Consider the following 13,016-nt stretch of genomic DNA (forward strand, 5'->3'; position numbering starts at 1 on the left):
CGCTTGAACTAAATGAAACAATAAGGTTGACATAATGAGTAATGAAATGAACAAAAAAAAGATTGAAGATTGGAAGCTAACGGCTTATGCGTTGGGCGAATTAGAGCTTGATGACGCGGATGCGATTGAAGCTGCTTTGGAGGGCGATGCTTCACTCCGAGAAGAACTGGCGAGCATTCGTTCAACGCTGGACAAGGTGAGCGCAGCATTGACAACTGTCGCGCCCATGCCTTTGACATCCGAACAAACCGAACGCTTGCGGACGTCCATAAAAGCTTCGCAGCAAACGACGTTGTTGAACGCAGCATCAGCCGTCAAGCCAACAAGCACCTACGCAGTCACGAAGTCTGACTCACGTCGTACCATGTGGTTAGGTTTAACGGCACTAGCCGCTTCGCTAACGGCAGTCGTGGTGTTTTCCGGAAACTTGCTGCGTACTTCAGATACTGTCTCCATGGAGAGCGATTTCGCAGCTCCAACATCCTCAGTTCCTTCGCTTGCTAAAGAGCAAAAAGACGAAGCAATCGTTATGGAGAAGACAGATGCGCTTTCAGTTGAAAATGGATTGGAAAGCCAAGCAAGAAGTGTTGCACCTGCTAACGAGCCCGCATCGATTGCGTTCGGCTCGAGCGATGCCGCCAGCGCCCGTGGCGCTGCAGGTCCAACAGCCGACTTCGATACTCAGTTTTTTCAAAACAGTTTCGGAGCTCCTGTTGCTGATGCACCGGCAGACCAGGGGTTACCTTTGTCAAAATCGGTAGACGATTCGGAAAGCATGTCGCTCGCATCGGAGCCTGCTACTCGCTTTCAACTGAGTGATTCCTCGGGTTCTTCTTATGGCGAGGGCTATGGAAGATCGTCACCGGGAAATGGCGGCGGGTTTGGCGGGTTTGGCGGTAGAAAGGGCCGAGCCAGTGGCGAGCATGGTTTGTCACAAGGCCAAACTACAGGTGGAGAAGATTTGGCACATTCAGAAAGCACCCGCCGTATGGCCAGTGGGTACGATAGTGGTATGACGACGGATTACACCCTGCCCAGCGGAGAAGTTTTGGAGGGTCTTGCGCGAAGGCGATTGCTAGAACGACCTTCTGCCATGCATTCTTACGACAAGCGAATCAAGCAATCCAACGAATCGCTTGTCGAAGGTGATCGTTTTGAATCCATCGTCGAGACTCCGTTCCAGAAGACGGCCGAGCAACCGCGGACAACTTTTTCAATCGATGTTGATACCGCGGCATATTCCAAAATCCGCCAAGCGATTATGGAAGCTGGGCGTCTGCCAAATCCTGACGCTGTTCGAATTGAAGAGATGCTGAACTATTTCAGCTATGACTACGCAGGTCCGCAAGATGACAGACCCTTTGCTGCTCATCTGGCAGCGACCACTTGTCCGTGGAATCAAGAGCACAAGCTAGTCAGAATCGCGTTGCAGGCCAAGCAGATTGAGAATAAGAATCGCCCTGTCTCCAACCTTGTGTTCTTGCTGGACGTTTCGGGTTCGATGAATGAACCGAACAAATTGCCGCTGGTCAAAAAAGCTATCTCAATGCTGGCAAGGCAGCTTGGAGAAAACGATCGAGTCGCCATCGTTGTTTACGCCGGAGCCGCAGGGCTCGTCTTACCTAGCACAACTGGCAACAATCAACAAGCAATCCTTACAGCGTTAGACGATTTGCAAGCCGGTGGTTCCACCAACGGCGGCGAAGGCATTCAACTTGCCTACGATATCGCTCGACAATACTTCATTCAAGGCGGTGTTAATCGTGTAATCCTCTGCACCGATGGGGACTTCAACGTCGGAGTCACAGGAGATGACACGCTTACGAATCTAGTGGAAGCGAACGCCAGGCAAAGCAATATCTTCCTGTCAGTTTTCGGATTCGGCATGGGGAACTTCAACGATTCGATGATGGAAAAGATCACGAACAAAGGGAACGGAACCTACGCGATGATTGACTCCGAACTTGAAGCTCGCAAGCACATGGTTGAGCAAATCAATTCGACATTGATTACCGTGGCGAAGGATGTAAAGATTCAAGTCGACTTCAATCCAGCTTATGTGGCAGCTTATCGTTTGATTGGCTATGAGAATCGCAAGCTGGCCAATCGCGATTTTAACGACGACACGAAAGACGCCGGGGAGATCGGCGCTGGCCACAGCGTCACCGCCCTGTATGAAATCGTTCCAGCAGGCCAAGAGGTACCCGGGGATGCTCCACCGGAAGATCCGTTGCGTTACGAAAGCGCTACAGCAGACGGAGCATCCGAAAGCGAAAATGTCGAACGACCTAGTTTGAGTGCTGATGCCGATGCGGCGAGTGAATTTAGTAGCGAGCTGCTGTTTGTTAAGCTTCGTTACAAGAAGCCAGATTCGAGCGTTAGCACACGATTCGACTATCCGCTGCTCGTCGATGCTTATGAGCAACCGATCGATAACGACTTCCGATGGGCCAGCTCAATCGCACAGTTTGGCATGTTGCTTCGCGGCGGCCAAAATGCTCAGAGTCTTTCTTGGTCGGACGTCATTGAGCAAGCAACAATGGCGGCAGGCGACGACAGCTACCGATTGGAAGCCATTGAACTAATGCGCCGCTCGCAATCAATGCCACGTTAATGAATGGGGCACGAACGTTTGCTCATTTTGATCAATCCGGTGCTAAAGAATCTCAAATGTTCTTGAAGCAAGTCACAAGGTTGGAAAAATCAACTTAGGCGAGCAACTCCGAGAGGCGGAGATCCCGGGAGCTCAGAGAAACGCCGCCACGTGCTACAAAAAGGTTCAGCCACTCAACCGAGCATAATGGAACCACAATCAATATCGCTCACAGGCGCACCCATTCGTTAGCAAAGTGGGTTTTGGGAGGGGCCATGCGTGAAACGCTTAGGTGGTCGAGCGTGCAGGCTTGCTCGGCAAGCTCGATTAATTGATCGGGTTCAAAGGGCTTGGTGAGACAAAAGACTCCGCCAGCTTTGTTCAACGGTTCAATCCAACTGACGTCCAGACGCGGAGCGAGAAATAGGACGGGGACACTGGCGGAATGCTGATTCGAACGCAGTTGTGCGACTTCAGTCGCGGCTTGCAAGACATTTTCGTCGATGCTGACGACCATCAAATCGAACTGCATGTCGGCAGTTGCCTTTAACGCGACCTCTTGCGTTCTCGCTAGAAAACAACGAAATCCCTGCGAATCGAGCACTCCCGCGATTGCGGTGAGCATTAACGGGTCGGATTCGACAACGAGAATCGTCGGACGCTTTGCGGCTTGGTTTTCCATCGTTTTCCTCTACAATTTCACCCTTTTGCGTTTGGCAGCCTGGGGGCGGCCATCCGATTCGCGACTCAAATCAGCAAGTTTATTTGTTACGCTCGCAGAGCCTCTGCGGCTAGACCAATCCATTATGGACGACGTAAATCAACCAGAATCGACTCCCATTGACGACCTTCGAGCAGCTCGACTGGCGAAACTGCACAAAATAGAAGAGATGGGGATTGACCCCTGGGGCCAAAGATTTGACAACCGCGATATGAATGCGGCCGCCCGAGCCCGCATCGGCGAAGTTCGCTTTGAACGAGAAGATGGCGGAATCGTAGATCTTCCAAACTTCGAAACAGCTGAACCGGTAGATTACAAAGCGTGGAAGGCGGAACAAGGCGGCGGGCACGAAGTCGGCCCGACTTTGCGAGTCGCCGGACGAATTCTTCTCTTGCGCACGGCAGGCAAGTTAGTCTTCATTACACTTCGCGATTGGACGGGCGATATACAAATCGCGATCAGCAAAGCGGAAGTGGGAGACGAAGCGTTTGGATTGGTCAAGCATTTTGACTTGGGCGATCTGATCGGTGTGGAAGGCCGACTGGGGCGGACGAATACAGGTGAAATCACGGTGTTTGCCAAGCACCTGTTCTTCCTCACCAAATCGATGGAGCCACCGCCCGAGAAGCATGCGGGCCTGCAAGACGCGGGACTGCGGCAGCGGATGCGATATGTCGACTTGACATATAACACCGATTCGCTCAAGACCTTCAAACGTCGTTCGACGATCATACAGTCGATTCGCAATACGCTGGCCAGCCATGATTTCTGGGAAGTGGAAGGTCCAACTCTGCATACGATCGCTGGTGGAGCGGCTGCCAAGCCGTTCTTGACGCACCATAATGCCTTGGACATGAGGCTGTTCTTGCGGATCGCGCTGGAACTGCATTTGAAGCGATTGTTGGTCGGCGGTATTGAACGAGTCTATGAAATGGGACGCGTCTATCGTAACGAAGGATTGAGCGTGAGGCACAATCCAGAGTTCACCATGATCGAACTCTACTGGGCGTATGCAAACTACGAAACCATGATGGATTTGACCGAGGAACTAATCTGCAACGCTCTCAAAGCAACGGGGCAGGGCTATCAAGTAATGTGGGGCGATCTGCCCATCGACTTTACGCCACCGTTCCAACGTCGAACCTACAACGATCTCTTTGCCGAACACACGGGACTAGATCCGAACGACCATGCGGGCATTGCACAGCTTGCAAAGAAAATCGGAATCGATGTCACCGGCAAGCACGAAGATGTCATCAAGAGCGAAGTCTTTGAAGAAAAAGTGGAAGACGCGCTGAAAGGGCCAATCTTTGTGATCGATTACCCTGCTAGCATTTGTCCGCTGACCAAGCGGAAAACCGGGCAGCCTGAAATCGCTGAACGATTTGAGCTCTTCATCCATGGGATGGAACTCGCCAATGCATATACGGAACTCAATGACCCGTTGCTACAGGAAGAGCTTTTCAAAACGCAACTGGATGGGCAAGCCGAGGAAGATTCGATGGCGAAAATGGACCACGATTTCGTAAAGGCATTGCGCCACGGGATGCCGCCTGCGGGTGGTCTTGGAATTGGAATCGATCGACTAGTGATGTTAATAACTAATTCGCGGTCAATTCGAGATGTAATATTGTTTCCACTGCTCCGTCCCGAAGCAGACTAAGTTTTGTTGACTTAACAAGAACTTGCCAACGGACGTTAGAGGACTGCTATGAAGAACACGGATGCACTTGCGTCTTTAAACGAACCACAACGGCAAGCTGTCTTACATGTCGAAGGACCGTTGCTGACATTGGCAGGTCCAGGCTCCGGCAAGACTCGCGTTGTTACTCATCGTATCGCGAACTTGATTCAGGAAGGCGTGTCGCCGTTCGAAATTCTTGCGCTGACCTTTACCAACAAAGCAGCCCAAGAAATGCGACATCGAGTAAATTCACTTGTATCTAATGCGCCGATTTGGGTGGGTACTTTTCACGGATATTGTTCGCGATTCTTGCGTAGTCACGGCCGTCATGTTGGACTAGCCGAAAATTTTACCATCTACGACACCGACGATTCCAAGAAAGTAATGCAACGCGCGATCAAGGAGACGGATGTTTCGCTGTCGCATTTGAACATATCGCAGATCATCAATCGCATTAGCGCACTTAAGAACAAACTTGTTACGCCGGAGATGATGCAAGGCAACACGTCCTCGGCGATCGACCACATCGTTTCATTGGTCTACCCAGCCTATCAAAAATTGCTGTTACAACAGAGCGCGGTAGATTTCGATGACTTGCTTGTCCACGTCGCGACCATTCTGCGAACATGTCCAGAACTGCGAGCGCACCTTGATAAACGCCATCGTTTTATCTTAGTGGATGAATATCAGGATACAAACTTGGCACAGTACCTAATTGTACGGGCTCTTTCGATCGACCATCCGAATCTAAACGTCACGGGCGATCCAGACCAATCGATTTATAGCTGGCGCGGTGCAAACATTGAGAACATCCTTAAGTTTGAACGAGATTACCCTTCGGTCAAGACAGTCCGTCTAGAACAGAACTACCGCAGTACCCCAGAGATTCTTTCGATCGCCGACGCGTTGATTCAGAATAATACGCGCCGCAAAGCAAAAGAGCTCATCCCCACCTTAGCAAACGGTAGCGCCGTGCGGTTGGAAACGTACATGGATGACCGAGCTGAAGCCAACTCGATCGCCGACAAAATTGCAAACGCGGTAATGGAAGAGCACGCATCCCTCGGTGATTTTGCCATCTTGTATCGCACCAACGCGCAGTCGCGGTTGCTGGAAGCCGCTCTGCTGTCGCGACGCTTGAACTACCAGTTGATTGGTGGTTTCCGATTTTATCATCGGCAAGAGATCAAGGACTTGTTGGCCTATCTTAGGCTGTTGCATAATCCCGCCGATGACGTCGCTTTTGCACGAGCTGTCAACGTGCCCACTCGTGGGTTAGGAGATAAGACTCTGGCTAAAGTCCAAGAAGTTGCCAATCAACGCACGCTGCCAATGATTGCAGCGCTGCGTTTAGCAGTCGAAATTGGATTGCTCAGCACCAAGGCGGCGAAAGGAGCGAAGCAATTTTTGCAGTTAATTGAAAAGCTCGGGCGCATGACTGACGGCCCGCTTGTGAAACTGATTAAGACGATCGTCGACGAGACAGACTACATCACCTACATCAACGGCAAGAAGTCGACCGATCCAGATGATTCTATCAGCGAAAACATTGATGAGTTGCTGGCAGACGCCGCTGATACAGACGCTCGCGTTGAAAACGAAAACCCGCTGGAGTTGTTTTTAGAGCAGGTAAGTTTGCTTTCAGACACGGATGCCATGGAAGGTGATGCGGGACGAGTCACTCTCATGACGCTTCATGCGGCCAAAGGTCTTGAATTTAAACATGTGTTTATCATCGCCTTGGAAGAGAACATTTTACCGCATGCTCGAAGCCTGGATGACCCAAACCAATATGAAGAAGAACGGCGTTTATTCTTTGTTGGTATCACGCGTGCCAAAGAGACTTTGCAACTTTCTTACGTTAAGAAACGGGGCTTTAGCGGGCTCAGTGTTCCGAGCAGCTTCCTCATGGAATTGCCACGTGCCGAGATGGAGATCAGTGACAGGTCGGATCCTTTTTCGGTCTACGATTTCGTCCAAGACGATCCTACCAACGATTTTATGGATGCGTATTTCGAGCAGGATGAAGAATTTTCGGGTCTTAGCTCTTCTAAACGCAAGGGTAAGCCGGAGAAGACTTTCCCGTCTGATGACGAATTTGAATCCAACATAAGGCAAGATGATTCCGAAGATGCATCGACAATTGCAGATCGGCTATCCAAGTTAAAGCGGCTTCGCAAGCTCAACGTCGTCGATCTTCGCTCAGGAGCGCAAGTCGAACCGGTCACAACCAAGAATGGTGCAAGCGTCGAGCACTTCTTAGTTGGCTCTGACGTCTATCATCCCAAGTACGGTCGAGGCCACGTAGTTTCCTTGGATGGGCGTAGTACCAAGCGGATCGCTCGTGTGCGTTTTGACGACGGCCAGACGAAAACTTTCCAGCTTGCTAGCTCGCCTTTGACATTGCACAACGCGGACAGCGATTCCTAGCCAGCGACGGAAAACATCAGGTCGAAACGTTGAGGCTGCGACTATTGCTCTTGCAGGCCGTACTGTTGAATTAACGAGGCAGGGACGCGTTGAAGCTGGCCGTTGCGATCGATTACCGCAAGCGTAACGGTGGCGGAGAACAGTTTGACTTGGTCTCGCGTAATTTCGTATTCGTGAATTATTTTCGCGGCGGTTACTTTGCTGATCTTGGTATGAACCGCAATGACATCATCGTATTTTGCAGGCGCGTGATACTTGCAATCGATCCGTACGACGACCACCATCTCGCCGCGTTCTTCCATTTCGCGATAGCTGCCACCGGCCGCACGCAGCAGTTCCGTACGCCCAATCTCCATGTAACGTAAATAGTTCGCATGATGACAGAACCCCATTGGATCGGTTTCGTCGTAGCGCACGCGGATGTTCGTCGTATATTCAGTTAGCACTAGATTCGAAAGCCCCTTAGACGTTCTGGCGTTTGGCTCGTATACTCTGTTTTAGATTGTCGAAGCATTTGAGTCTCCGACCGATACTGTACTATCATATTGAATTGACAAAATGAGTGAACTGGATTTAACCAATCGAAGTCAAGCTATTCGTGAGCGACTCCTCCAGTTAAAGGACTCTCTTTGACTACGATCGCAAAGCGCAAAAACTAGCAGAGCTTGAAGCCGCCATGGTGGCTCCCGATTTCTGGAATTCTCAAGAGAAAGCACAAGAGACGTTAGCTGAGCTTAAGGCGGTCAAGAGCATCGTTACGCCTTTATCCGAAGCGTTGAAAAGCGTCGACGATGTCAGCGAACTGATTGCCTTGGTCTCAGAAGATGCAGCGATCGCGGACGAAGTGGAAGCAGAGCTTTCACGTATCGAAACCGTTACGGATCAATTAGAAGTACAGAGTCTCCTCAACGGTGCGTATGACAACTGCCCCGCAATTTTGAGCGTTCATGCGCGCGATGGTGGCGTCGATGCCAACGACTGGGCAGATATGATGCTGAGCATGTATATCAATTGGGCGAAGTCCCATGACTATGCCATTGAACTGCTCGATCGAGTCGACAACGAAGAGGCGGGGATCACGCAGGCGACTATTGCGATTCGTGGACCTTCCGCTTTTGGTTACCTCAAAGGCGAAGAAGGCATGCATCGTTTGGTGCGAATCAGTCCCTTTAACGCGGAAGGCAAACGCCAAACTAGTTTCGCCGCAGTCGACGTTTCGCCTGAAATCAACGATTCCGTCGAAGTCGAAATCAATGAGAAGGACGTTCGCGAAGATGTCTACCGTGCCTCAGGTGCAGGCGGACAACATGTCAACAAGACTAGTTCAGCGATTCGTCTAACCCACTTACCGACGAACATCAGCGTGCAATGCCAAACCGACCGTAGCCAGCACAAGAACCGGGCGGCCGCTTGGAAGATGCTACGTAGTCGATTGGCCCGATTGGAAGAAGACAAGCGTGAAGCCGAACAGGCTGTGAAGTACAAGAACAAGGCGCGTGTGGGCTTCGGCTCGCAAATCAGAAACTACTTTCTGCACCCAGACCAACGTGTTAAAGATGCACGCACCGGATATTTAGTTGGAAGTTTCCATGCTGTAATGGCTGGGGAACTTCAGGGGTTTTTCGATGCCTACTTGCAATGGCGTATGAAAACCGATGGTACAACTGCTGTCGACGATGATGAATAAGCCTCGCAGTAGAAGTAGTTTTTCGCTTGCGCCGTTTCGCTTTTTACCTTTAGAATTTTAGATGCCAGACTTCCAAGACGATTTAGTTGTCCGATCCGCCCCGGTTGAAGTTCGTTGTTACAAGCTAGACGATCGCGTCGGCCATTCGGTGTTTCTTGCAATCAACAACGAAACACCCTTGGAAGTCTTACGCAGCGTCGAAGGGGACGCTGCGCAGGATCATCCGCCAAGTGGACCAATGCAGGAAGTGGTATCGGAGGTTGCAAGTGTCGGCAAAGCGCCAACGCTGATGGGTCTGGGTTCTGCCGGTAAATCGACTTGGTCTTGCGCCATCGAAGCGGACTCCACCATCGAAGCTGTCGCATTTGATTTTGCTTGCAAAACACGATCCGACGGAAAAATTCTTTCAACGTACAAAGTTCTATCGCCATTTGAATGTACCTTGCAAGGGTCGCAGCTAGCTAAACTCAAATCCGATTCGCATGTTGAGCTTTGCTTGCGATGTTTTGGTGCCGCATTTATTGAATACGATTCCGAAACTCGGGAGCTAGCTATAATTTCTCCAGTCCCAGGTGAGACGACGCCGACGAATCTCAAGAGCCAGCGTCGTTGGAGATATGTAGTCGGACTCGCCAGTAGTCTTGTTTTTGCTAGCGATCTTGACGCACAGTAATGCACCTTGCGACCACCCGCTGATTTTCAGTAGTCTCTCGCTCGCGAGCCCCCTGAGTGTTCAAGTGAGCACTAAACATCGGTGCAGAAACCGAACCGTTATTCAGTGTCGAATAAAGGCCCACCGTGTTTCCGGTAACGACTACATCTTTTATGAACCTGCGTGGCAATCAACATACGCTACAGTTTCATACAGCACGATTTTTAATCGCAGTGCTGGCGTTCGTTGCGTTTTCCTTCAATTGGGTAAATGCAGATGAAAATGACCAGAACAATCTGCGCTATATCTCGCTCCTAGATCTTTACAGCCGGCAGGACTATGAGCAGGTTGTAAGCCAGGTCGAATCGATGTCGATCCAAGATGTGCCCGCGGCGACGGAACTGCAGAGTATTTACTTGGGCGCGGAAGCGCTCTATGCCCTTGAAAATTTGAAGCGTTCGCAACAGTTTTTCCTCTTTTGGCAAGCGAACACTAGCCATACCGAGAATGAAAAGCTGATCGCATTACGTCCGTATGTCGATTTGCGACTGGCGCAGATCGATTTGAAGTTAGGTAAGGCGCCGGCAGCGCGAGAGAAACTGCAGAAGCTAGCCACTGAAAATCTGCCGGGCTCACTGCAAGCGTCGGTCTGGTTACAAATGGCTTGGCTAGAGGCGACCGAAGGGAAAGATTTGATACTGGCGAGTCAATTTTGTGAAAAATGTTTGGCGGCGGCAGAGCCCGGAACTTACGATCAGTTGTCCGCTCGGCTGCTTCAGGGAGTGATTGCAAAGAAATCGAATGATATTGTAGGCGCAGCTGAAATCTTGGACGGTGTGCGCATTGCAAGTCATGCAATCAAGAAGAGTTCGGACCTTCATTTTAAGGCCAACGTTCTGCTGCTTCAAATCTATAATGATCAATCGCAATCACAGCTCGCTTTGCCCTTGGTCGACGAGTTGGAAGAACTTGAAGCGCCGACAGCGCATCTTCAGGCAATGGCCGATCTTCAAACTGGACTCGCTTTACTGGGCGCTGGAAAGTCAAGTGAAGCGATCCCCAAACTAGAATCATTACTGGAGCCGGAAACAGACAACGAGATAAAGCTTGTCGCCGCTGGAACGCTAATCCGTTTGCCCGATGAATACGTAACGCGCGAACGTAAGATCGAATGGTGCAAGCAAATCCTTGCCACGGCAGACCTTAAGGCAGAAGTCGAATCGGAAACAACTGTTCGTTATGCTCGGCTGTTGGCGACAACGGGTGAATCTGAACAAGCCATTGCACTTCTCAAGAATGTTGCAGATGCAGATGATATGACCGATGCCTGGTGTTATGCCGCCAGCGTTTTGCTTGCTGAGACGTTCTACCAGAATGAAAAATTTGATGAAGCAGTAGAACTGTTCCAAAGGCTCATCGCTTCAGAACAAATGGATACAGCTTCCGAATCTTATTGCTTGGCACTCTTAAGAATCGCTGAAGTTTCGGCACTTCGTAGCAACTGGGCAGACGCCGACGAACAACTTCGAGAAATCGTCAGTTTGCCCAGCAAGTTTCAATATTCAGCCGCGATTGATTACCTGCAAGCACGCGTGGCACTTGCAAAAGGAGAGTTCGACGCAGCGCGAAATTTTGCAGCGCAATCGGTAAAAATCGCCAAGCAGGGTGACGCCGAGATTGCCGCCCGAGCTCAATGGCTGATCGGCGAAACTTACTTCCTGCAGAAACGCTATAAGGAAGCTTTGGAAGCCTACGAATCCGTTCTGGTTTTCGACTCGCAGCCTCAATGGTGTTCCATCGCGATGCTTCAATCCGGAAAATGTCACGAATTGTTGGGCAATTGGCAGGCTGCGGTCGATATCTACGACAAGCTTTTGCTAGCTTTCCCGCAAACAATTTATGCGGAGCAAGCCAAGGAACGATTGGTGTTGGCGAAAGATATACTGGGCGGAGAGCTGCGAGTGGCAGACGCTGATGATTCACAGGCAGCACGCTAGCTTTAATAATTTATCGTCGTTCGGACTAAGTTGGACAATCTGTAGAAAACGCGTCGCTTATCTGCCGATAAGTTGTCACAGAGCTGGCCAAGTTTAACACTGTACACTTCGAATTTACGGTAGCTACTCTCGCCAGAAGGCAGCAGTTTTTGCTAAGAGTTTACGTTGTGGCAAACAACGCTATTGGCTCTATCAATATTGGCAAAAGCGTTAGAAAGACTTGATCAACAAGGATGTTGACATTCGCGTGTCGGTTTCAAGGCGTATATGGACGACTATCGAGAAGTGCACGGAAGCATGAAGGCTAGCAAAAACTTGAGTCAGCGTTGTTTGTTCAGCGCACTTGCCATCGTTGCAAGCCTGTTAACAAACGCAAATGCCCTTGCGCAATACCCGCAATTCAACTCGAATGCTGCGCCGCCGACCAACGTACAATCGGCCCCCCGAATCGCAGCTTTGCCCAGTTCGAGCATGTCGACATCCGCGCGAACTCCGACCGCTCCGGAAATGCCTGCGGTCGCTGAGGAAACTACCGAACAGATTCCGGTACGTAGCTTGTTGCAGATTTTTAGCGACGGCGGCTGGATGATGTATCCCATAGCGCTTTGTTCTTTCGTCGTCACAGTGTTCTCGATGGAACGATTGTTGTTCCTGCGCGGTGGTCGTGTGATCCCTCGCCCATTCGTCCGCCGCTTGATCGAAATGCTGGAGCAACAGCAAATCGATCGTGACGAAGCGATTGAGCTATGTCAGAAAAACCCTAGTCCGATCGCCGAAATCATCTCCGCTGCGATTCGACGTTATGGTAGGCCGGCGATCGACGTCGAGCAAGCAGTCATGGATACCGGCGAACGAGTGACGAACTCCATGCGCAAACACCTTCGGTTGCTTTCGGCTGTAAGCAATGTTTGCCCACTATTAGGATTGCTTGGGACTGTGCTGGGAATGATCGAAGCGTTCAATGAGATCTCAGGTGCAAATGCGATGGGACGTCCTGAAATGCTTGCCGGAGGAATCTCGCAAGCGCTACTTACTACCGCCAGCGGGCTCTTTGTCGCTATCCCCGCTTACTTGGCATATATGTTCTTTACCGGTCGGGTAGATCGACTGGTTATGCAGATGGACGGTTACGCGCAACAAGTTATCGATGCGATCAGCGCTGAAGGACTGGCTGAAAACGAAGCGGCGCGACCACGAGCACGATCTCGTAAAGCAGCTTAATTTGGGACAAATTTACGCGCTGAAACACCAT

Annotated in this window: 9 protein-coding genes; 7 read left to right on the forward strand and 2 right to left on the reverse strand. The window is 50.6% G+C overall.

Features of this window, described 5'->3' with window-relative positions:
* Window positions 1–34: 34 nt before the first annotated feature.
* Window positions 35–2,614 carry a YfbK domain-containing protein gene (locus tag SH451x_RS19715; RefSeq protein ID WP_479358780.1) on the forward strand — a complete coding sequence of 860 codons (2,580 nt, stop codon included), beginning with the start codon at window positions 35–37 and terminating at the stop codon, window positions 2,612–2,614.
* A gap of 208 nt (window positions 2,615–2,822) precedes the next feature.
* Here SH451x_RS19715 and SH451x_RS19720 read toward each other — a convergent pair whose 3' ends face one another.
* Window positions 2,823–3,275 carry a response regulator gene (locus SH451x_RS19720; protein WP_479358781.1) on the reverse strand — a complete coding sequence of 151 codons (453 nt, stop codon included), beginning with the start codon at window positions 3,273–3,275 and terminating at the stop codon, window positions 2,823–2,825.
* Window positions 3,276–3,399: 124 nt separating this feature from the next.
* On the opposite strand from SH451x_RS19720, the gene lysS reads away from it, so the two are divergent.
* Together lysS and SH451x_RS19730 are read left to right on the forward strand one after the other, a co-directional pair.
* Complete coding sequence (lysS, locus tag SH451x_RS19725) at window positions 3,400–4,977, forward strand: lysine--tRNA ligase (protein ID WP_479358783.1); 1,578 nt, start codon at window positions 3,400–3,402, stop codon at window positions 4,975–4,977.
* Between the two features lie 48 nt (window positions 4,978–5,025).
* Window positions 5,026–7,428, forward strand: coding sequence for an ATP-dependent helicase (locus tag SH451x_RS19730; protein WP_479358785.1), 2,403 nt, complete (start codon window positions 5,026–5,028; stop codon window positions 7,426–7,428).
* A 41-nt stretch (window positions 7,429–7,469) separates the two neighbouring features.
* Here SH451x_RS19730 and SH451x_RS19735 read toward each other — a convergent pair whose 3' ends face one another.
* Window positions 7,470–7,874, reverse strand: a complete 405-nt coding sequence (locus SH451x_RS19735) for an acyl-CoA thioesterase (RefSeq protein WP_479358787.1) — start codon at window positions 7,872–7,874, stop codon at window positions 7,470–7,472.
* Between the two features lie 112 nt (window positions 7,875–7,986).
* Between SH451x_RS19735 and prfB the strand changes: the two genes are divergently transcribed.
* The 4 genes from prfB (at window position 7,987) to SH451x_RS19755 (ending at window position 12,985) form a co-directional block, all read left to right on the forward strand.
* A protein-coding gene (gene prfB, locus SH451x_RS19740; protein WP_479358789.1) for a peptide chain release factor 2 occupies window positions 7,987–9,115 on the forward strand; the annotation gives its coding sequence in 2 pieces (ribosomal slippage) (window positions 7,987–8,058 and window positions 8,060–9,115; 1,128 coding nt in all).
* Between the two features lie 61 nt (window positions 9,116–9,176).
* Window positions 9,177–9,788 (forward strand): hypothetical protein, encoded by a 612-nt coding sequence (locus SH451x_RS19745; RefSeq protein ID WP_479358790.1) that lies wholly within the window; start codon window positions 9,177–9,179, stop codon window positions 9,786–9,788.
* Window positions 9,789–9,940: 152 nt separating this feature from the next.
* Complete coding sequence (locus SH451x_RS19750; protein ID WP_479358791.1) at window positions 9,941–11,764, forward strand: tetratricopeptide repeat protein; 1,824 nt, start codon at window positions 9,941–9,943, stop codon at window positions 11,762–11,764.
* A gap of 267 nt (window positions 11,765–12,031) precedes the next feature.
* Window positions 12,032–12,985: a MotA/TolQ/ExbB proton channel family protein gene (locus SH451x_RS19755; RefSeq protein ID WP_479358792.1), complete on the forward strand. Its 954-nt coding sequence runs from the start codon at window positions 12,032–12,034 to the stop codon at window positions 12,983–12,985.
* Window positions 12,986–13,016: the final 31 nt, after the last annotated feature.

Source organism: Njordella aestuarii (assembly GCF_056494165.1).